Source organism: Microbacterium trichothecenolyticum (genome assembly GCF_041938625.1).
In the GTDB taxonomy this organism is placed as follows: domain Bacteria; phylum Actinomycetota; class Actinomycetes; order Actinomycetales; family Microbacteriaceae; genus Microbacterium; species Microbacterium trichothecenolyticum_D.
The window spans coordinates 674,338-694,125 of the sequence record NZ_CP169427.1; the positions used below are offsets into that span (position 1 = coordinate 674,338).

The 19,788-nt window shown below is 69.2% G+C and carries 18 protein-coding genes; 13 read left to right on the forward strand and 5 right to left on the reverse strand.

The features are described 5' to 3' along the window. The first annotated feature begins 207 nt into the window (after positions 1-207). The 3 genes from ACEYYH_RS03120 to panB are packed head-to-tail and all read left to right on the forward strand — an operon-like array spanning position 208 to position 2,647. Entirely contained in the window at positions 208-945 is a 738-nt protein-coding gene (locus ACEYYH_RS03120) for a DUF2520 domain-containing protein (protein ID WP_374976831.1), read from the forward strand. After that, on the forward strand, positions 942-1,787 hold the full coding sequence (gene panC / locus ACEYYH_RS03125) for a pantoate--beta-alanine ligase (protein ID WP_374976832.1): 846 nt from the start codon (positions 942-944) through the stop codon (positions 1,785-1,787). The genes ACEYYH_RS03120 and panC overlap by 4 nt, the downstream gene beginning before the upstream one ends. Continuing rightward, positions 1,787-2,647 (forward strand): 3-methyl-2-oxobutanoate hydroxymethyltransferase, encoded by an 861-nt coding sequence (gene panB, locus ACEYYH_RS03130; RefSeq protein ID WP_374976833.1) that lies wholly within the window; start codon positions 1,787-1,789, stop codon positions 2,645-2,647. The genes panC and panB overlap by 1 nt, the downstream gene beginning before the upstream one ends. Before the next feature lie 146 nt (positions 2,648-2,793). Here panB and ACEYYH_RS03135 read toward each other — a convergent pair whose 3' ends face one another. The 4 genes from ACEYYH_RS03135 to ACEYYH_RS03150 all read right to left on the reverse strand — a co-directional run bounded on the left by ACEYYH_RS03135 (position 2,794) and on the right by ACEYYH_RS03150 (position 6,681). Then, positions 2,794-3,555 carry a GntR family transcriptional regulator gene (locus ACEYYH_RS03135; RefSeq protein ID WP_374976834.1) on the reverse strand — a complete coding sequence of 254 codons (762 nt, stop codon included), beginning with the start codon at positions 3,553-3,555 and terminating at the stop codon, positions 2,794-2,796. 147 nt (positions 3,556-3,702) lie between these two features. Continuing rightward, on the reverse strand, positions 3,703-4,479 hold the full coding sequence (locus ACEYYH_RS03140) for an ATP-binding cassette domain-containing protein (RefSeq protein WP_374976835.1): 777 nt from the start codon (positions 4,477-4,479) through the stop codon (positions 3,703-3,705). Further along, a complete protein-coding gene (locus ACEYYH_RS03145; RefSeq protein WP_374976836.1) occupies positions 4,476-5,567 on the reverse strand; it encodes an ABC transporter permease in 1,092 nt (363 codons plus the stop codon). Before ACEYYH_RS03145 ends, ACEYYH_RS03140 begins: the two co-directional genes overlap by 4 nt. 85 nt (positions 5,568-5,652) lie before the next feature. Continuing rightward, entirely contained in the window at positions 5,653-6,681 is a 1,029-nt protein-coding gene (locus ACEYYH_RS03150; RefSeq protein WP_374976837.1) for a substrate-binding domain-containing protein, read from the reverse strand. 236 nt (positions 6,682-6,917) lie between these two features. Here ACEYYH_RS03150 and iolC point away from each other — a divergent pair, with 236 nt between their 5' ends. The 8 genes from iolC to ACEYYH_RS03190 all read left to right on the forward strand — a co-directional run bounded on the left by iolC (position 6,918) and on the right by ACEYYH_RS03190 (position 16,182). Then, complete coding sequence (gene iolC, locus ACEYYH_RS03155; protein ID WP_374976838.1) at positions 6,918-7,877, forward strand: 5-dehydro-2-deoxygluconokinase; 960 nt, start codon at positions 6,918-6,920, stop codon at positions 7,875-7,877. Further along, positions 7,874-8,770 (forward strand): class I fructose-bisphosphate aldolase, encoded by an 897-nt coding sequence (locus ACEYYH_RS03160; protein WP_374976839.1) that lies wholly within the window; start codon positions 7,874-7,876, stop codon positions 8,768-8,770. Before iolC ends, ACEYYH_RS03160 begins: the two co-directional genes overlap by 4 nt. A 24-nt stretch (positions 8,771-8,794) precedes the next feature. Then, positions 8,795-10,348, forward strand: a complete 1,554-nt coding sequence (locus ACEYYH_RS03165; RefSeq protein ID WP_374976840.1) for a CoA-acylating methylmalonate-semialdehyde dehydrogenase — start codon at positions 8,795-8,797, stop codon at positions 10,346-10,348. Positions 10,349-10,437: 89 nt separating this feature from the next. Continuing rightward, on the forward strand, positions 10,438-11,352 hold the full coding sequence (gene iolB, locus ACEYYH_RS03170; RefSeq protein ID WP_374976841.1) for a 5-deoxy-glucuronate isomerase: 915 nt from the start codon (positions 10,438-10,440) through the stop codon (positions 11,350-11,352). After that, a complete protein-coding gene (iolD, locus tag ACEYYH_RS03175; RefSeq protein ID WP_374976842.1) occupies positions 11,352-13,265 on the forward strand; it encodes a 3D-(3,5/4)-trihydroxycyclohexane-1,2-dione acylhydrolase (decyclizing) in 1,914 nt (637 codons plus the stop codon). The genes iolB and iolD overlap by 1 nt, the downstream gene beginning before the upstream one ends. Positions 13,266-13,290: 25 nt before the next feature. Beyond that, positions 13,291-14,241 (forward strand): sugar phosphate isomerase/epimerase family protein, encoded by a 951-nt coding sequence (locus ACEYYH_RS03180; RefSeq protein ID WP_374976843.1) that lies wholly within the window; start codon positions 13,291-13,293, stop codon positions 14,239-14,241. Positions 14,242-14,282: 41 nt separating this feature from the next. Then, complete coding sequence (locus tag ACEYYH_RS03185; protein ID WP_374976844.1) at positions 14,283-15,296, forward strand: Gfo/Idh/MocA family protein; 1,014 nt, start codon at positions 14,283-14,285, stop codon at positions 15,294-15,296. 19 nt (positions 15,297-15,315) lie between these two features. After that, complete coding sequence (locus tag ACEYYH_RS03190) at positions 15,316-16,182, forward strand: sugar phosphate isomerase/epimerase family protein (protein WP_374976845.1); 867 nt, start codon at positions 15,316-15,318, stop codon at positions 16,180-16,182. A 380-nt stretch (positions 16,183-16,562) separates the two neighbouring features. Here the strand turns inward: ACEYYH_RS03190 and ACEYYH_RS03195 are convergent, their stop codons facing one another. Beyond that, complete coding sequence (locus ACEYYH_RS03195) at positions 16,563-18,005, reverse strand: sugar porter family MFS transporter (protein ID WP_374976846.1); 1,443 nt, start codon at positions 18,003-18,005, stop codon at positions 16,563-16,565. A gap of 170 nt (positions 18,006-18,175) precedes the next feature. On the opposite strand from ACEYYH_RS03195, the gene ACEYYH_RS03200 reads away from it, so the two are divergent. Together ACEYYH_RS03200 and ACEYYH_RS03205 are read left to right on the forward strand one after the other, a co-directional pair. Continuing rightward, the gene (locus tag ACEYYH_RS03200; RefSeq protein ID WP_374976847.1) at positions 18,176-18,592 is read left to right on the forward strand and encodes a tautomerase family protein; all 417 of its coding nucleotides are present in this window, start codon (positions 18,176-18,178) and stop codon (positions 18,590-18,592) included. Between the two features lie 12 nt (positions 18,593-18,604). Beyond that, positions 18,605-19,687: a transaldolase family protein gene (locus ACEYYH_RS03205; RefSeq protein WP_374976848.1), complete on the forward strand. Its 1,083-nt coding sequence runs from the start codon at positions 18,605-18,607 to the stop codon at positions 19,685-19,687. The last annotated feature ends 101 nt before the right edge of the window (positions 19,688-19,788 follow it).

Genomic DNA, 19,788 nt, shown 5'->3' on the forward strand with positions numbered 1-19,788 from the left:
ATCGTCCGGCGCAAGCCCGGTTGACCTGTTGAAGGATGCAGGCTCGAGGGTGAGAGTCTCGATCGATGCGGCCCGGCGTAGGGGACGAGGGGCCCGTCGGCACGGGAGGAGGTGCCCGTGGGCACCGCCGGCGGCGTCTCGGGTATTTTTGAACCTGGTTCAGCCGTCCTGGACCGGATCCATGCGCCGTGACGGGAGACGACGACGATGCCGGACTCGCACCCCGCGCACGCGCTTGCCCGCGTCGCGATCGTCGGCGACGGGCGCGTCGGCCGCGCGATCGGGTCTGCGCTCCGGGACGCGGGCGTCGAGGTGCAGGGTCCGCTCGGCCGCGGTGCGACGGGCCAGGACGCCGACCTCGTGCTGCTGGCGGTGCCGGATGCCGAGATCGGCGCCGCCGCGGCGCTCATCGCACCGGATCGCCTCGTGGGGCACTTCTCAGGTGCGACGACGCTCGAGCCGCTCGCACCGCACGAGGCGCTCAGCATCCATCCGCTCACCACCGTCACCGGCGAGACCTCGTTCGGGGGCGTGCCCGCGGCGCTCGCCGGCTCGAGTGAACGAGCCCTCGCCACCGCCCACCTGCTCGCCGAGACGCTCGGCATGCATCCGTTCGACGTCTCCGACGCCGACCGCCCCGCGTACCACGCGGCGGCGTCGATCGCCTCGAACTTCCTCGTGACCCTCGAGTCGTTCGCCGAGGAGCTGGCGGCGACCGCCGGAGTCCCGCGCGAGGCGCTCGCACCGCTCGTGCGCGCGACGGTCGCGAACTGGGAGGCCCACGGCGCGGCCGCCCTCACCGGACCCATCGCCCGCGGCGACGAAGAGACGGTCGCGGGCCAACGCGCCGCCGTCGCCGAGCGGCTGCCCGAGCGTGCCGCGCTCTTCGACGCCCTCGTCGCCGCGACACGCGACCTCCGTGCGCGCCAGGGGGTGGGCTCATGATCGTCGTCCGCACCGTCGCCGACCTGCGCACTGCTCTGCGTGATCGCCACGGCGGAAGCATCGGCCTCGTCCCGACGATGGGCGCCCTCCACGAAGGCCACGCGACGCTCCTCCGCGCCGCCCGTGGGACCGACGACACCGTCGTCATGACGATCTTCGTCAACCCGGCCCAGTTCACCGAGCAGTCCGACCTCGCGGCGTACCCCCGCACCGAGGAGGCTGACCTCGCGCTCGCCGAGGCCGAGGGGGTCGACGTCGTGTTCGCCCCGGACGCGTCGGAGGTCTACCCCGACGGCTTCGCCACCACCGTCAGCGTCGGCGGCCCGATCGCCGAGACCCTCGAGGGCGCCGAGCGCGGCCGCGCCCACTTCGACGGCGTCGCCACGGTGGTGACGAAGCTGCTGCTCGCGGCGCTCCCCGACCACGCGTACTTCGGCGCCAAGGACGCGCAGCAGGTCGCCGTCATCCGCCGCTTCGTCGCGGACCTCGGCATCCCCGTCGACCTCGTCATCTGCCCGACGTCGCGCGATGCCGACGGCCTCGCCCGCTCCAGCCGCAACACGCGCCTCTCGCCCGACGAGCGCGCGCAGGCCCTGGCGATTCCGCGCGCTCTGCAGGAGGTGACGGATGCTGCGGCCGCAGGCATCGCCGACACCGCGGCGCTGCGGGCCCGGGCGCTGCACACGCTCGAGGCAGCCGGCATCCGTCCCGAGTATGTGGCGTTCGTCGACCCGATCACGTTCGCCCCCGTCGCTGTCGTCGACGCACCCGTGCTGGTCGCGATCGCGGCCAGGGTCGGCGGCACGCGGCTCATCGACAACACCGTCCTAGGAGGTGCGTGATGCGCGCACAGGTCACCCTGCAGCGACTCGCCGAGATGAAGGCCCGCCGCGAGCCGATCGTGATGATCACGGCGTACGACTACCCGACCGCCCGCGTCGCCGAGCAGGCCGAGGTCGACATGGTGCTCGTCGGCGACTCCGGCGCGCAGGTCGTGCTCGGGCACGACTCGACCGTCGCGGTCACCGTCGAGGAGATGCTCGTGCTCGCCGGCGCCGTGCGCCGCGGCGTGCAGTCCGCGTTCGTGGTGGCGGACCTGCCGTTCGGGTCGACCGAGGTGTCGGACGAGCAGGCCGTGCAGACGGCGATCCGATTCGTCAAGGAGGCGGGTGCCGACGCCGTCAAGCTCGAGGGCGGGGGAGAGGCGCGGCTCAGCCGCATCCGCGCGATCGCCGAGGCCGGCATCCCCGTCGTCGCCCACGTGGGTCTCACGCCGCAGACGGCCGTCGCGCTCGGCGGCCTCCGCGCCCAGGGGCGCACCGCCGAGTCGGCCGCGCGCATCGTGCGCGAGTCCCTCGCCGTGCAGGACGCCGGCGCGAGCGTGCTCGTGATCGAGGCGGTGCCGGCAGATGTCGCCGCGGTCGTGCTTCCGGCGCTCGAGATCCCCGTGATCGGCATCGGCGCCGGTCCCGCCGACGGCCAGGTGCTGGTGATCCACGACCTGCTCGGCATCACGGAGGGCAAGACGGCCGCCTTCGTCAAGCGCTACGGCGCCATCGGCCCCGACATGGTGGCCGGCGTCGCGGCGTATGCGCGCGAGGTCCGGGGTGGGGTGTTCCCCGGCCCCGAGCACGGGTACTCCGCGACCGAGGTGGCGATCGAGGCCGCCCGCGCCGAGCTCGAGACCCGCACCACCGAATAGACACGGATGCCCTTCCCGGGCCGCCTCCAGCCGGTCGTCGCCTGAGTCGCGAAGAAGGGACCCGCCGCGACCACGCCCCCGCCGACCTTCCCCGGCGTCACCTCGGTGACTCTGCTCGACGTCTACGCTCGCGTCCGCCCGGTGCGCTATTTCGCGACGAGCGTCGTCTCGAAGCTGTACATGTCGGGGCGATAGCAGTGATGGCCGAACTCGACGGCGCGGCCGGACGCATCGAAGGCGACGCGCTCCATGGTCAGGACGGGACCGCCCTTGTCGATGCCGAGCAGCTCGCTCTCGTCGCCGTGCGCGCGCCGGGCGCCGATCTTCTGGTTGGCGATGCGGATCGTCACGCCGCGGGCGCGGAGGATCTGGTACAGCCCTCGCGCCTCGAGCTGCTCGGTGGTGATGTCACCGAACTCGGGAGGCAGGTAGTTCTCGAGGAGCGCTACCGGGACCCCGTCCGTGAGGCGCTGGCGCCGGAGGTACACGATGTCGCTGCCCACCGGAATCCCGAGGTGCTCGGCGGCCCCCGCCTCAGCGGGTCGCATCTCGTGCGTCAGCACGCGGGTGCCCGGCTCGTGCTGCGCGTTCTTGAGGTCTTCGTAGAGGCTGGTGAGCTCGACCTGGCGCGTGACCTGACCCTGAACCACCTGGGTCCCGATCCCGCGGCGCCGAACCAGGAGCCCTTTGTCGACCAGCTCCTGGATCGCGCGCCGCACGGTGGGGCGCGACAGTCCAAGCCGCTGGCCGATCGCGATCTCGTTCTCGAGCCGGGCGCCGGCCGGGATGCGGCCCGAGCGGATCGCCGCTTCGAGCGTGCTGGAGACCTGGAAGTAGAGCGGGACCGGACCTGTGCGATCCAGGTCGGCGAGGACGTCTTCGACCCACATCGTGCTGGCATCCGTCATCGAGACCTCCTCCTCGAGCGCGACCTGATAGCAACGCTTATTGTCCCGACAATCGTACCTGGACCACGGTTTGTCCGGTCGGATTCGGGGCCGCGCGGTACGGCGGAACGGTGGCGGTGGCCGTACGGGGAACCGCCACCACCCGGGTCAGAATGTCCCCGCCCGGAGGCGGCGGATGCCGACTTCGCCCTCGACGACAGCCGCCGTGAGTTCTTCGACGCTCGTCTCCTCCCGACGGACGTCCAGGATCTTCCGGCCGTGGTTCATCACGATGTGCCGGTCGCAGACCTGATAGGCGTGGTGCAGGTTGTGGGTGACGAGGACAGAGCTGACGCCCTCGTCCCGCAGGTGGCGCAGGTAGTCCAGCAGCGCCTCCGTCGCCCGCACGGCGAGTGCGGAGGTGGGCTCGTCGAGGATCAGCAGGCTCCGCTTGAAATGCACGGCGCGCGCGATGGCCACGGCCTGAGCCTGACCGCCTGACAGCGAAGAGACAAGCTGCTTGGCGCTCTTGATGCCCTCGATCGTCACCACGGTGTCGAGGATCTCGGTGGCGATCTCGTTCATCTTCTTCAGCTTCATGATGCCGAGCGGATTGGTGATCTCGCGACCCATGAAGATGTTGCGGGTGATCGACATCTGCGGCACCAGAGCCGAATCCTGGAAGATCGTCTCCACGCCGAGCGCCTCGGTGGCCTGGCGATTGACGGTCGGCACGGCAGCGCCGTCCCAGTAGTAGGCCCCGGAGGTCATCGGCACCACGCCCGACATGATCTTGACGAGCGTCGACTTGCCCGCGCCGTTGTCGCCCAGGAGGCCGACGACCTCGCCCTTGCCGATGTCGAACGACACGTCCTTGAGAACCGTGTTGGCGCCGTAGCGCTTGGTGACGCCTTCCAGGCGCAGCAGGTAGTCGTCGGCGGTCATGACGCCTTTCCTTCCATGAGCTTGTTGAACACAGCGGCGATCACGATGATGAGTCCGACGAAGAGCTGGATGTAGAACCCGGGCGCCTTCGCCAGGATCAGGCCGTTCTCGATGAGGCGGATCAGGGCGGCGCCGACGATCATGCCGATCACCGAGCCGCGCCCACCGTTGAGTGACGTTCCCCCCACGACCGCCGCAGCGATCGCCATGAGGGTGTAGTCGTCGGTGCTGCCCGGCTGCATCGAGCCGGTGCGCACCGAGATCAGGATCGAGGCGAACCCGATGAGGAGCCCGAAGACCGCGAAAGCCAGCAGACGCACCCGAGCGGGATTGATGCTGATCGCCTTGGCCGCGGACGCGTTGCCCCCGACCGCATAGATGTGGTTGCCCGCCTTGTGGCGGTGCAGGAACACCCATGCGGCGAAGCCGATGATGACGAGCCAGAGCAGCTGCGACCGGAAGAAGCCGAAGTCGCCTGCGAACAGCTGGGTCAGCACATCATCCTTCGCGTCGACGAGGATCGCCGGTGACGTGCCGTTGACGAAGATGCTGGCGCCCGTCCAGAAGAACCCCATGCCGAGTGTGGCGATGAACGACGGGATCTTGGTCACCACGACGATGACGCCGTTGACCAGCGCGATGGAGGTGGCGACCAGCAGCGCGGCCGGGATGCCCCAGCCCCAGCCGAAAGCCTCGGAGACGTTGATGAAGACGATGGCCGAGAACCCGACGTTGGCGCCGAGCGAGAGGTCGAACTCGCCTGCGACCATCAGGATGCCCGCGGCGATGCCCATGAGGGCGAGCACGGGGATGCTCTGCGAGATGACGCCGGAGAGGTTGGAAGCCGAGAGGAACGGGAACTGGGCGGGCGAGACGATGCCGGCGATGATGAAGCCGATGAGCACCGCCGTGAGGATGATGCCGATCTCGAGCGCGCCGCGGCCGCGACTGTAGCGGATGGACTCGCGGAACCGCTCGCCGACGGTGCGCGGCTGGTTGTCGGCCAGGCGGCGACCGGTGGTGACGGCCTCCGTCGGGGCGGGCGCGGTGAGCACGTGCTCGCCGGAGCCGGGGGTGGGGGTGGACATCACTGTCACCTTTCTGCGCGGGCATCCTCGCCCGCGCCGGTTGTTCGGAGCGGGGGGCGGATGCGGCATCCGCCCCCCGCTCGAATCAGAATCGAACGCCCTCGAGGCTCTCGTCTTCGAGCAGCTCGACGTTGGTCGCATCGATGAGGCCCTGACCGCCGGAGTTGATGTTGGCGGGGGACAGGCCGAAGTCGAGGAACAGCACGCCCTGGGTGACCGCCTGGAAGCCCTGTACATAGCCCTGCTGGTCGGCCGTGGCGATGATGTCGCCGTTCTTGATGCCGGCGACCACCTGTGGCGAGGTGTCGAAGCCCACCACGGGTGCGGTGATGCCCGCTGCCTCCATCGCCGCGACGATGTTGCGGTGCGGGGTGCCGCCCAGCGGGGCGATGGCCGCCACGTCGGGGTTGGCGGTCAGCCACGCGGTGAGCGAGTTGAGCGCCTCCTCGTCGTTGCCGGACGTGCGGAGGAACTCGCCCTTCGCGCCGACCTCGTCGAGGGACTCCTGCACGCCGCCGCCGCGCTGGATGGCGTACTGCTGCTCGGGCTCCTCAGCCGGGAAGAGCACCTTGTCGCCGGAGCCGAGGCCCGCCTCCTCGACGAGACGCTCGCCGACGTAGGTGCCGACCTCGAAGAAGTCCTGTCCGACGAAGCCCTTCACGCAGTCGGCGGCGCTCTCGGGGGCGGGGACGTTGTAGGCGATGACGGTGATGCCGGCGTCGGCGGCGTCGCAGGCGACGCCGACCCACTTCTCGCCCTCGTTGAACGGCATGAAGATCAGGCTCGGGTCGGTGGCGATCGCTGTCTGCACGAGGTCGACCATCTTGTCGGGGTCGCCCTCAGCGGTCTGGTGGGTGAGCTCGAGGCCGCCCAGAGCGGCGGCATCCTCTCCGCCGTTCAAGATCTGGGCCCAGAAGGGGTCTCCGGCCGGGTTGTAGTACGTGAAGAAGTAGGCGTTTCGGTTCTCGGCGTGCGAGCCGTAGCCGCTGTCGAGGGTCGCGGCGGACTCGCTGTCGCTCGAGGAGCCTCCGGCGGTGCAGGCGGTGGTGACGAGAGCTGCAGCGGCCACGACCGCCAGGGCGACGGCGCCGCGCGCGAGGGTTCGGGTGTTCACGTCTTCGTGTCCTTTCGGGTGCGGTGCAAGGGCACCGAGCATCGTTGCTGTCACGCACTGTAGAACCCCAGCTGGCAATCTGTCAACAGAATGTCTTTACATATTGTCCAACATCGTCGATGCTGGACGCAGGCGGGGTTGTGCTGAGCGCCCCTTGTGCTATTGTTAGGACAAATGTCCTGTCGGATCCCGGAGCCGGAGTTCCGATCCTCGATCAGAGAGTTGTACAGCGGAGTATGACCGAGAACATCTTCGTTCCCGACGTGCTGAGCTTCGGCCGCCTGGGAGTCGACATCTACCCCCTCCAGTCCGGCCGCGGCCTCGAGGACGTGGAGACCTTCGGCAAGTTCCTGGGCGGCAGCGCCGCGAACGTCGCCGTCGCCGCTGCCCGCTACGGTCGCCGCAGCGCGCTGGTCTCCCGGGTCGGCGCCGACCCCTTCGGCCGCTATCTGCTGCGCGAGCTCGGGCGCCTGGGCGTCGACAACCGTTACGTGCGGGTCGACGACACCCTGAAGACCCCCGTCACGTTCTGCGAGATCTTCCCGCCGGACGACTTCCCGCTGTACTTCTATCGCGAGCCCAAGGCCCCCGATCTGAACATCGCGCCATCCGAACTCGACCTCGTCGCCGTCCGCAGCGCGCGCATCCTGTGGTTCACGGCCACCGGTCTCAGTCAGGAGCCGAGCCGCGCCGCGCACCATGCCGCGCTCCAGGCGCGCGAGAACGGCCACACGGTGTTCGACCTCGACTACCGACCGATGTTCTGGGCCGACCCGGCCGAAGCTGGTGTACAGGTCGAGCGGGCGCTCGCATACTCGACGGTTGCCGTGGGCAACCGCGAGGAATGCGAGGTCGCGGTCAATGAGACCGACCCGCACCGCGCGGCTGACGCGCTGCTGGACCGCGGGGTTCAGCTCGCCGTGGTGAAGCAGGGCCCGAAGGGCGTGCTGGCCAAGACGAAGGACGAATCGGTCGAGGTTCCGCCGTATTGGGTCGACGTGGTGAACGGGCTCGGTGCTGGCGACGCCTTCGGCGGCGCGCTGTGCCACGGGCTCCTCGCCGGCTGGGGCCTCGAGCGCATCCTCCGGTTCGCCAACATCGCCGGTGCCGTCGTCGCATCCCGGCTCGAATGCTCCACCGCCATGCCCACCGAGGCCGAGGTCTCGGCGATTCTCGAGACGGGAGCCTCCCGATGACGCAATTCCTCACCGCAGAGGACTTCGCACGCCTCCGGGAGATCCGTGCCACCGAGCCGGCTTCGATCGGCGCGGCGCTGGCCGACCGCCGTCGACGCGACGTGCTCCGCGGCGACGGTCGCATCTTCATCGTGGCTGCCGACCATCCTGCGCGCGGCGCGCTCGCCGTCGGGAAGAACCCGACCGCGATGGCCGACCGCTACGATCTGCTCGACCGCCTGGCCACAGCCCTCAGCCGTCCGGGGGTGGACGGCGTGCTGGGAACTCCCGACATCATCGACGACCTCGCCGCGCTGGGCCTCCTCGAGGACAAGATCGTGGTGGGTTCGATGAACCGCGGTGGCCTGAGGGGTGCGTCGTTCGAGATAGACGACCGGATGACCGCTTACGACGTGCCGACGATGGTGTCCTCGGGTGTGGACTTCGCCAAGACGCTCGTGCGGGTCGATCTGGCGGACCCCGGCACGGTCGCGACGCTCGCGGCCATGGCCGACGTGGTCACCCAGGCCGCCGCGGCGCGGCTGCCGATCATGCTCGAGCCCTTCCTCAGCAACCGCGTCGACGGTCGGGTCGTCAACGACCTGTCGACGGATGCCGTCATCCTGTCGATCGCCATCGCCTCGGGGCTCGGCGCGTCCAGCGCTTACACGTGGATGAAGCTGCCGGTCGTGGAGGACATGGAGCGTGTGATGGCGGCCACGACCATGCCGACCCTCCTCCTCGGAGGCGACTCCGGTGTCGACCCCGACGAGACATTCGCCGCCTGGGAGGATGCGCTCTCGCTCCCCGGCGTGCGCGGCCTGACCGTGGGGCGCACTCTGCTTTACCCGCCCGACGGAGACGTCGCGACCGCCGTGGACATTGCGGCCGGTCTCGTCCACCCCGACCTTTGAATAACCCTCACGAAGGAAAATCTCATGAGCACTACTCAGACTGCCTTTTCGGTGACCGACGCCGGTGTCGACGTCCGCGCGGTCTCGCATTGGATCGATGGCGCCGAGCGGGCGTCGTCGTCCGGCCGTACCGCGCCGGTGTACAACCCGGCGACGGGTGCCGTATCGGCCAGGGTCGCGTTGGCGGATCAGGCGGAGATCGATGAGGCGATCGCGTCCGCCGGGCGCGGCTATCAGATCTGGAAGGACTACTCGATCGCCCGCCGCCAGAGCGTGCTGTTTGCGTTCCGGGAGATCTTGAACGCTCGGAAGGGGGAGTTGGCGGGGATCGTGACGGCGGAGCACGGCAAGGTGCTCTCCGACGCGATGGGAGAGATCCTCCGCGGCCAGGAGGTGGTGGAGCTGGCGTGCGGGTTCCCGCACCTGATCAAGGGCGCGTTCAGTGAGAACGCGTCGACCGGGATCGACGTGTACTCGCTGAAGCAGCCGCTGGGTGTGGTGGGGGTGATCTCGCCGTTCAACTTCCCGGTGATGGTGCCGTTGTGGTTCGTGCCGATCGCGATCGCCGCCGGCAACGCCGTGATCCTCAAGCCCAGCGAGAAGGACCCGTCCGCCGCGCTGTGGCTGGCCGAGGCATGGAAGCAAGCCGGGCTGCCGGACGGGGTGTTCACGGTGCTGCAGGGCGACAAGCTCGCCGTCGACGGCCTGCTCACCTCTCCGGTGGTGCAGTCGATCAGCTTCGTCGGGTCGACGCCGATCGCGCAGTACATCTACGAGACCGCGTCCAAGCACGGCAAGCGGGTGCAGGCGCTCGGTGGTGCGAAGAACCACATGCTGGTGCTCCCCGACGCGGACCTGGACCTCGTCGCCGACCAGGCCGTGAACGCCGGCTACGGTGCCGCCGGGGAACGCTGCATGGCCATCAGTGTGGTGCTCGCCGTGGAACCCGTCGCGGACGACCTCATCAGCAAGATCACCGAGCGGATCGCGCAGCTGAAGATCGGCAACGGGGCGGGCACCGATGGCGTCGAGCCCGACATGGGCCCGCTGATCACCGACATCCACCGCGACAAGGTGTCGTCCTACGTCGACATCGCCGAGCAGGATGGCGCGAAGATCGTCGTCGACGGCCGCGGATTCACCGTCGACGGGCACGAGGACGGGTTCTTCTTCGGACCCACCCTGATCGACGACATCCCCACCACCTCCCGCGCCTACCAGGAGGAGATCTTCGGACCCGTCCTCTCCGTCGTCCGCGTGCAGTCGTACGACGAGGGACTGGAGCTGATCAACTCCGGGCAGTTCGGCAACGGCACCGCGATCTTCACCAACGACGGCGGCGCTGCCCGCCGGTTCCAGAACGAAGTGCAGGTCGGCATGATCGGCATCAACGTGCCCATCCCCGTCCCCGTCGCCTACCACTCCTTCGGCGGCTGGAAGCAGTCCCTGTTCGGCGACGCGAAAGCCTACGGCGTCCACGGATTCGACTTCTTCACCCGCGAGAAGGCCATCACCAGCCGCTGGCTCGACCCCGCCAGCCACGGCGGCATCAACCTCGGCTTCCCCCAGAACAACTGACCCGGCCCACAGAGGTGCTGCGGCCACGCGATCCGGGGGACTCGCGGCCGCGGCATCCGTGCCCCACAATCGACACACGAGAGCACGACATGACCACTACGGACCAGCGCTGGTTCCACCGCCGGGGCGACCTCGCCCGCGACGGGTGGGAGAGCGTCGTCGACGCGACCACTCCCGGGTGGGAGCACACCGGCATCCGCATCGCCGACCTCCACGAGGGGGAGACGCTGCCCCTCGAGGACCGCGGTGTCGAGCGCATCGTGGTGCCACTCGCCGGTGAGTTCCGCGTCGTGCACCACCACTTCCCTGGGGAGTGGGAGACGCGCCTGCACGGTCGCGCGTCGGTGTTCGACGGCCCGACCGACGTGCTGTACCTGCCCACCGGCACGACCGCCGAGGTCCGCGGCCACGGACGTGTGGCGGTCACCGAGGCTCCGACGGCGGAGGCCCGCCCGTGGCAGTACATCCCGGCATCCGACACCCCGGTCGAGCTGCGGGGCGCCGGTCGCTCGAGCCGCCAGGTGCACAACTTCGGCACGCCGCAGGCGCTGGACGCTGCGCGGCTGATCGTGTGCGAGGTGATCACGCCGGCCGAGAACTGGTCGTCGTACCCGCCGCACAAGCACGACGAGCACGTGCCGGGTCACGAGTCGCGCCTCGAGGAGATCTACTACTTCGAGACGGCGCCGATGGCGGGATCGGATGCTGCGGCCGAGGCCTCGTTCGGCATGTTCAGCACGTACTCGTCCCCGGCGGGCGACATCGACATCAACGCGATGGTCCGCACCGGCGACATCGCGCTCGTGCCCTACGGCTATCACGGCCCGGCTGTCGCCGCCCCGGGCTACGACCTCTACTACCTGAACGTCATGGCCGGCCCCGATCCCAAACGGGAGTGGCTGATCAGCGACGATCCCGAGCACACCTGGGTGCGCGACACCTGGACCGGACAGGCATTCGACGACCGACTCCCGTTCACGAACGACAAGGAAGGCGACCGCTGATGGGCGCGACGAGACGGATGACGGTCAGCCAGGCGCTCGTGGAGTTCCTTGCCCGCCAGTGGACCGTGGACGGCGACATCAGGGAACGGACGATCCCCGGCATGTTCGGCATCTTCGGCCACGGCAACGTGGCCGGCATCGGGCAGGCGCTGAAGCAGTTCAACGTGCAGCAGCCCGACCTCATGCCGTACTACCAGGCGCGCAACGAGCAGGCGATGGTGCACCAGGCCGTCGGCTACGCCCGTATGCACCGCCGTCGCGGCACCTACGCGTCAGCCGCGTCAGTCGGCCCGGGCGCTGCGAACATGCTCACCGCCGCGGCCCTCGCCACCACCAACCGCCTTCCGGCGCTGCTGCTGCCCAGCGACACCTTTGCGACGCGCGTCGCCGACCCGGTGCTGCAGCAGCTCGAGCAGCCGTGGGACATCGGCCTGCAGGTCACGGACGCGTTCCGCCCGCTGTCGCGCTTCTTCGACCGCGTGCAGCGCCCCGAGCAGCTCTACTCGATCGCCCTCGGCGCGATGCGCGTGCTCACCGACCCGGCCGAGACCGGCGCGGTGACGATCGCGCTCCCCGAGGATGTGCAGGCCGAGGCGCTCGACGTTCCGGTGGAGTTCCTGCAGGACCGCGAGTGGCACCTCCGCCGCCCGCTGCCCGAGCGCGGGCCGCTCGCCCGCGCCGTCGCTGCGATCCGAGGCGCGAAGAACCCGTTCATCGTCGCCGGCGGCGGCGTGATCTACTCCGGCGCCGAGGACCAGCTGCGCGCACTCGTCGAGGCCACCGGCATCCCCATCGGCACGTCGCAGGCCGGTGGTGGGGTGCTGAACTGGGACCACCCGCAGAACCTCGGCGGCGTGGGCGCGACCGGCACCCTCGCGGCCAACCGCCTCGCGGCAGAGGCCGACGTCATCATCGGCATCGGCACGCGGTACAGCGACTTCACGACCGCGTCGCGCACCGCGTTCCAGAACCCCGACGTCATGTTCGTCAACATCAACGTCGCCTCCTTCGACGCGTACAAGCACGGCTCGCAGCTGCCGGTCATCGCCGACGCCCGCGAGGCTCTGGCGGAGCTCGCCATCGAGCTCGAGGGCTTCGAGATCTCGCGCGAGTACAGCGGGCGCATCGCGCGTGAGAAGGCCGAGTGGGACAAGACGGTCGACAACGCCTTCGCGCCGTCCGGCCTCGAGCTGCCCGGCCAGCCCGAGATCATCGGGGCGGTGCAGTCGACCAGCGCACCGGAGGACGTCATCGTGCAGGCGGCCGGGTCGCTTCCCGGTGATCTGCACAAGCTGTGGCGCGTGCGCGACCCGCTCGGGTATCACGTCGAGTACGCCTTCTCCTGCATGGGATACGAGATCGCCGGCGGCCTGGGCGCCAAGCGCGGTCTGCTCGCCGACGGCGACGACCGCGACGTGATCGTGATGGTCGGCGACGGCTCGTACCTCATGCTCAACACCGAGCTCGTCACGGCGGTGGCCGAGGGCATCAAGCTCATCGTCGTGCTCATCCAGAACCACGGCTACGCGTCCATCGGCCACCTGTCCGAGACCGTCGGCTCCGAGCGCTTCGGCACCTGGTACCGCGAATACGACGGCGAGGCCCGCAACTTCCAGGGCGAGAAGATCCTCCCCGTCGACCTCGCGATGAACGCCCGCAGCTACGGCCTCGACGTCATCGAGATCACCCCCGGCGCCTCGGCCATCGACCACTTGAAGGCAGCCGTGGCGCAGGCGAAGGCCTCCGACCGCTCGACCTTCATCCACATCAACAGCGACCCGCTCGTCTACGCGCCCGACGGCGCCGGCTGGTGGGATGTGCCGGTGCCGGAGGTCTCGACCCTCGAGAGCACGCAGCGCGCGCGCGACGAGTATCTGACCCAGCAGGCGAATCAGAAGCCGCTGCTCGGCTGACCGAACCACCTCAACGGAGACTGAAATGACTGACACTATCCCCGCCGACTCCGACATCGTCGTCACCGACGGTCCCGGCCTGCGCATCGGCACCGCCCCCGACTCGTGGGGCGTCTGGTTCCCGGACGACCCCAAGCAGGTGCCGTGGCAGCGGTTCCTCGACGAGGTCGTCGCCTCGGGGTACACGTGGATCGAGCTCGGCCCGTACGGCTACCTTCCCACCGATCCGCACCAGCTGGAGGACGAGCTCGGCTCGCGCGGCCTGAAGCTGTCGGCCGGCACCGTGTTCACCGGCTTCCACAAGGGCGAGGACCAGTGGCAGCGCGCCTGGGACCAGGCACTCAAGGTGGCCGGCCTCGCCTCGAAGCTCGGCGCCGAGCACCTCGTCGTGATCCCCGACCTGTGGCGCAGCGACGCGACCAGCGAAGTGCTCGAGTCGCGCACGCTCACTGACCAGCAGTGGGCGAAGCTCGCCGCCGGCCACGACCGCCTCGGCAAGGCGCTGCTCGAGGAGTTCGGCATGAAGCAGCAGTTCCACTCGCACGCCGACAGCCACGTGGGCACCACGCGCGAGGTGCTCCGCTTCCTCGACGAGACCGACGTGCGCTACACCAACCTGTGCCTCGACACGGGGCACTTCGCCTACTACGGCGGCGACAACGTCAAGCTCATCGAGGAACGCCCCGAGCGGATCGGCTACCTGCACCTCAAGCAGGTCGACACGTCGCTGCTGTTCGACGTGCTGAAGAACGACGTGCCGTTCGCGGATGCCGTCACCCAGGGCATCATGATCGAACCGCCGCACGGCGTGCCCGACCTGGCACCCATCATCGAGGCCGTTGCCGCGATCGACCACGACATCTTCGCGATCGTCGAGCAGGACATGTACGGCTGTGACGTCGACTACCCGTTCCCCATCGCCAAGCGCACGCGCGAGCACATCTTCAGCTGCACGCACTTCGCCCGGGCCCACTGATGACACTCACTCTTCCCGCACCTCTCGAAGGAACCAAGGACATGACCACCGATCTCCGCATCGGCGTCGTCGGCGCAGGCCTGATGGGCGCCGACCACATCGCCCGCATCACGCACCGCATCGCCGGCGCCGTCGTCTCGGCCGTCATCGAGCCCGACCAGGGCCGCGCCCAGGCGGCCGCGGCGAACGCGCCGGGCGCGGCATCCTTCGCCCGCATCGAGGACGCCATCGCCGAGAACGCCGTCGATGCGGTGCTCATCGCCGTTCCGGGCCCGTTCCACGAGCCGGTGCTGGTGCCCGCCCTCGAGGCGGACCTGCCGATCCTCTGCGAGAAGCCGCTCACGCCCGACTCGGACTCGTCGTGGCGCGTACTCGAGCTGGAGCAGAAGCTCGACAAGCCGCATATCCAGGTCGGCTTCATGCGCCGGTTCGACGCGGAGTACGCGGCGCTGCGCGAGCTCGTCGCCTCGGGCGACGCGGGCGAGCTCATGCTGCTGCGCTGCGCGCACCGCAATCCCTCGGTGCCCGACAGCTACACGCAACCGATGCTGATCAACGACTCCGTCGTCCACGAGTTCGACGTCGTCCCGTGGCTCGCCGGCTCGCCGATCAAGACGGTCGAGGTCAAATACCCGCGGCGCAACTCGCTGTCGCCGGAGCACCTGCGCGAGCCGATCCTCGTGATCATGGAGCTCGAGAACGGCGTGCTCGTCGACGTCGAGATGAACGTCAGCGTGCAATTCGGCTACCAGGTGGCCACCGAGGCCGTGTTCGAGAAGGGGCTCGCCCGCATCGGGCAGCCGTCGGGGCTCCAGACCTGGCGCGACGGCGCGTTCTCGATCGCCGACCACACCAGCTTCGTCACACGCTTCGCGCGCGCCTACGACGAGCAGATCCAGCGCTGGGTGAACGCCGTGCGCGGTGGGACGCTCGTCGACGGCCCCAACGCCTGGGACGGCTACCTCGTCGCCCTCGCCTGCGAGGCCGGCGTCAAGGCGCTCGACGGTGGCGTGATCCCCGTCGACGCCCCCGCCCGCCCCGCGTTCTACGCCTGACGACCGCCCAGGAGACACCATGGTCCGCATCGCGCTCGACCCCACGCCGTTCCACCACGACTTCTCGCTGCTCGAGTTCCCGGAGGTGGCCGCGCGCCTGGGATATGAGCACCTGCAGCTCACGCCGCACGTCGACCTCTCGCCGTTCTTCCGCTACCCGAAGGCCGACGATGACCTTGTCGCGCGCTTCAAGAAGGCAGCGAAGGACGCCGGAGTCGGCGTGCCGGCCATCCTCCCCGTGCAGCGGATCTCGTGGCCCGACGAGCCGCAGCGCGAGGCGGCGGTGCGCAACTTCCGGCGGATCATCGAGCTCGCCGTGCAGCTGGAGATCCCGGTCATCAACACCGAGTTCTCCGGGCGTCCCGAGCGCGCTGAGGACTCCGAGACTGCGTTCTACCGGTCGATGGACGAACTGCTGCCCGTCATCGAGGAGGAGGGGCTTCGCCTCAACATCGATCCTCATCCCGATGACTTCGTGGAGGACGGGCTCGAGGCCTGGCGAGTGCTGCGAGGCCTCAACTCGAAGGCCGTCGGCTTCGTGTACGTCGCCTCGCACACCTTCCATTACGGCGACCGGGCGACGACCCTGCTCCCCGAGATCGGCGACCGGCTGGGCGCCGTGTACGCCGCCGACACGTTCGACCACCGCCGCTCACACGGGTTGCGCTACATCTCGAACCCGCCAGGCAACGAGGCACGTATCCACCAGCACCTGCGCATCGGCGACGGCGATGTGAACTGGGACGAGCTGTTCGACACGCTCCGCATGACCGGCTACCTCGACCGTGAGGACGCGCTCATCGTGTCGAACGTCTTCGCTGAGGACGAGAGGGCCGACGAGGTCTCGCGCTTCCAGCTCCAGCGGCTGCGCGAACTCATCGGCTGACACGACACCTTCCGAACGCCGACGACGCCGAGCGCGACGACACCCTCGAGGAGGTCGCGGCGCTGCCGCGCGAGGTGATCGCATGGTGCACGTGTGCGATGGCCTCGACCTCGACCGCGAGAACGACGTGCCCGATCAGACCGTGCACCGCGACGTCGTGATCGGCGGCGGCGCGATCCCGCCGCAGGAGTGGGCAGGTGCGGTGAAGTCGACCGGCTACGACGGCTGGTGGGCGATTGAGATGTTCTCGACGAAGGCCGCAGAGCACGACCCGGTGCTGGTGGCGTCGACGATGCGCGGGCTCCTCGAGATCTCGTCTCCTGACAGCATGAGATCGGCCCGGGGCGTCGCCCCGGGCCGATCTCATTTGCGGTATCAGATCAGGCGCCGAGGCGCTCGCGACGGGGAACGGTGCGGATCGCCTGGGTGCGGAAGTCCTCCTCGAGGCGCTCCAGCGAGCGGCCCTTGGTTTCGGGCACCGCACGCCACACGAAGACGAACGACAGGGCGTTGACCGCGGCGAACAGCAGGAACGTCGGCGTCGATCCGATGCCCTCGACGATCTGCGGGAAGACGAACGAGATGAGGGCGTTCACCGTCCACAGCACGAACACGGCGAGGCCCATCGCGAGACCGCGGATCGCGAGGGGGAAGATCTCGCTGAGCATCAGCCACACGCCGGTGCCGATGAAGGCCTGCACGAACGCGACGAAGAGCATCATGCCGGCGAGGATCGTGTAGCTCGTGGCATCCGACTGAGACAGCGTGAAGAGGAACGCGAGGAGCAGCTGCGAACCGACCACGCCGCCGAATCCGATCATGAGCATGACGCGCCGCGGCACGAAGCCGAGCAGCCAGATGCCGAGGATCGTCATGACGACGCTCGTGACGCCGACGCCGATGGTGGCGATGAGGGCAGCCTGGTCACCCAGGCCTGACGCGGTGAGGATGCTGGGCGCGTAGTAGTTGACCGTGTTGATGCCGGTCGCCTGCTGGACGGCGGCGAGGCCGAAGCCGATGTAGAGGAGACGGCGCATCCAGCGGTTGTCGCGCAGCGCGTGCCAGGCATGTTTGCGGCTGTCGCCCTCGGCCTTCGCCGTGGCGACGATGTCGGCCACCTCGACCTCGACCTGCTCAGGGCTGCGGCTGAGAGTCAGCACCTGGCGCGCATCGTCGACGCGGCCGCGCGCACCGAACCAGCGCGGGGACTCGGGCAGCAGGAACATGCCGACGAGGAGCACGACGGCGGGGATCGCGGCGACTCCGAGCATGATGCGCCACACGTGGGTGTCTTCGATGGTGACCGCCAGGAGCGCGTTGATCGCGAAGGCGAGCATCTGACCGGTCACGATCATGAGTTCGTTGATCGTGACCATGCGGCCGCGGCGCTCGGCAGGTGCCATCTCGGCGAGGTAGAGCGGGCACGCGACTGCCGCAGCGCCGACGCCGAAGCCCAGCAGGATTCGGGCCGCAACCATGAGTGCGACGTTAGGGGCGAGCGCGCATCCCAGCGCACCGACGAGGAAGATGATCGCGCAGACGATGAGGCTGTTCTTGCGGCCGAGCCAGTCCGCGATGCGACCGCCGAGCAGCGCACCGAACGCGGCGCCGGGGAACAGCAGCGAGCTGACGACCCACGCCTCCTGCGCGGTCGTCATAGCGAGGTCGTCGCGCATGTAGAGCAGGGCGCCGGAGATGACGCCGGTGTCATACCCGAAGAGCAGGCCACCGAGCGTCGAGATGACCGTGAGCCGGATGAGGAAGCCCTTGCCCGCGGTTCCGCCGACTCGGGCGGTGCGGGAGGGGGTGCTGGTATGCGACACGAGGACGCTCCTTTGCGTGAGTCGATCGTGGGCGGACACTGCCCGAGAACTCTTTGTTAGGACATAATGTCATAACTCCCTCGGCTGATGCAACACCGGTGTCGGATTGACGCCGAAAGACCTAAATGTAAGAATGTTCGGACAAACATCTTCCCGAGAAGGAGACATCAATGCCGCTCGTCCGCATCGACCACAGCGACGCCCGCACAAACTCGGCCGACATCGCCGGTGCCATCCACGACGCGATCGTCGCGGTCTACGGCATCCCTGTTCGCGACCGCTTCCAGGTCATCACCTCGCGTCCCGGCACCGCGATCGTCGCCGAGGACGCGGGTCTGGGCTTCGACCGCACCGACCCCGTCATCATCCAGATCTTCACGCAGCGCGGCCGCAGCGACGAGACGAAGCAGCAGCTGTACGCCGAGATCGCGACGCGCTTGGCCACCGTGGGTGTCGATGGCGAGGACGTCTTCATCGGCTACGTCGAGAACGGCCCGCAGGACTGGTCGTTCGGCTTCGGTCGGGCCCAGTACATGACGGGCGAACTCGCCGTGCCGGCGGCCAAGCCTGTGGTCGCCAGCGTCTGAGGGGGCCGGACCATGACGATCGTCACGGATGCCCCTGCCCGGCCCTTCGTGCAGGCTGCCGAGCGGTTTCGCACCGTGCTGTGGAACGATTCAGCCGACCCCGACGAGCTGCGCCGTTCGATCGCGCTCGGGGCGGTGGGCGCCACCTGCAATCCGGTGATCGCGCTGACCGCGATCCGCACTCACCCCGACGTGTGGACGCCCCGCCTCCACGAGCTCGCCGCCGCGCATCCGACCTGGGGCGAATCCGAGCTCGGCTGGCAGGCCGTCAAGGAGCTCTCGATCGAGGCCGCGCGCCTGCTCGAGCCGGCGTTCGCGGCGAGCGGCGGGCGTGACGGCCGCCTGTCGATCCAGACGGACCCGCGGCTGCACCGCGACGTCGACGCCCTCGTCGCACAGGCGGTCGAATTCTCGCAGCTCGCCGAGAACATCATCGTCAAGATCCCCGCGACCGCGACCGGCATCGCCGCGATGGAGGAGGCCGCGTTCCGTGGCGTCAGCATCAATTCGACGCTGAGCTTCACCGTGCCGCAGGCCGTCGCCGTCGGCGAGGCGCTCGACCGCGCGCTCGCCCGTCGCCGCGAGGCTGGCCTCCCTGAGCGGGAGTTCGGCCACGTCGTGACGATCATGGGCGGCCGCCTCGACGACTGGCTCAAGGTGTGGACCGTGAAGAAACGCATCCTCACGACGCCGGGCACACTCGACTGGGCCGGCGTCGCAGCGCTCAAGAAGGCGCACTCGGTGTTCCAGGAGCGCGGCTTCCGCAGCCGCATCCTGTCGGCGGCCTTCCGCAACCACCTGCAGTGGTCGGAGCTCGTCGGGGGAGACCTCGTGGTGTCGCCGCCGTTCGACTGGCAGCACCGCATCGACGCCAACGGCATCCCCGCCGAAGACCGCATCGGCGAGCCCGTGCCCGCCGCCGTCCTCGACGAGCTGGTCTCGCTCAGCGAGTTCCGCCGCGCCTACGACGTGGACGGCATGCGTCCCGAGGAGTTCGCCGACTTCGGCGCCGCGCGCAACACCCTGCGCCAGTTCCTCGACGCCGACGCGCAGCTCGACGCGCTGGTGCGCGACATCCTCGTCCCCGCCGCCTGAGACCCGTCCGGCCGGGCGCCCGACAGTCCGTCCGGCCGGACGCGCTTAATACGACTGTCCGCACCTTTGCCGCGTGGGTAGCCTGAGGCGACCCACCTCGC

Coding starts and splice junctions, on each gene's coding strand:
- ACEYYH_RS03165 (WP_374976840.1), top strand. CDS start 8,795: ATGAGCACTACTCAGACTGCCTTTTCGGTGACCGACGCCGGTGTCGAC.
- ACEYYH_RS03135 (WP_374976834.1), bottom strand. CDS start 3,555: ATGACGGATGCCAGCACGATGTGGGTCGAAGACGTCCTCGCCGACCTG.
- iolD (WP_374976842.1), top strand. CDS start 11,352: ATGGGCGCGACGAGACGGATGACGGTCAGCCAGGCGCTCGTGGAGTTC.
- ACEYYH_RS03200 (WP_374976847.1), top strand. CDS start 18,176: ATGCCGCTCGTCCGCATCGACCACAGCGACGCCCGCACAAACTCGGCC.
- ACEYYH_RS03185 (WP_374976844.1), top strand. CDS start 14,283: ATGACCACCGATCTCCGCATCGGCGTCGTCGGCGCAGGCCTGATGGGC.
- ACEYYH_RS03160 (WP_374976839.1), top strand. CDS start 7,874: ATGACGCAATTCCTCACCGCAGAGGACTTCGCACGCCTCCGGGAGATC.
- panC (WP_374976832.1), top strand. CDS start 942: ATGATCGTCGTCCGCACCGTCGCCGACCTGCGCACTGCTCTGCGTGAT.
- iolC (WP_374976838.1), top strand. CDS start 6,918: ATGACCGAGAACATCTTCGTTCCCGACGTGCTGAGCTTCGGCCGCCTG.
- ACEYYH_RS03120 (WP_374976831.1), top strand. CDS start 208: ATGCCGGACTCGCACCCCGCGCACGCGCTTGCCCGCGTCGCGATCGTC.
- ACEYYH_RS03205 (WP_374976848.1), top strand. CDS start 18,605: ATGACGATCGTCACGGATGCCCCTGCCCGGCCCTTCGTGCAGGCTGCC.
- ACEYYH_RS03180 (WP_374976843.1), top strand. CDS start 13,291: ATGACTGACACTATCCCCGCCGACTCCGACATCGTCGTCACCGACGGT.
- ACEYYH_RS03145 (WP_374976836.1), bottom strand. CDS start 5,567: ATGTCCACCCCCACCCCCGGCTCCGGCGAGCACGTGCTCACCGCGCCC.
- ACEYYH_RS03140 (WP_374976835.1), bottom strand. CDS start 4,479: ATGACCGCCGACGACTACCTGCTGCGCCTGGAAGGCGTCACCAAGCGC.
- iolB (WP_374976841.1), top strand. CDS start 10,438: ATGACCACTACGGACCAGCGCTGGTTCCACCGCCGGGGCGACCTCGCC.
- panB (WP_374976833.1), top strand. CDS start 1,787: ATGCGCGCACAGGTCACCCTGCAGCGACTCGCCGAGATGAAGGCCCGC.
- ACEYYH_RS03190 (WP_374976845.1), top strand. CDS start 15,316: ATGGTCCGCATCGCGCTCGACCCCACGCCGTTCCACCACGACTTCTCG.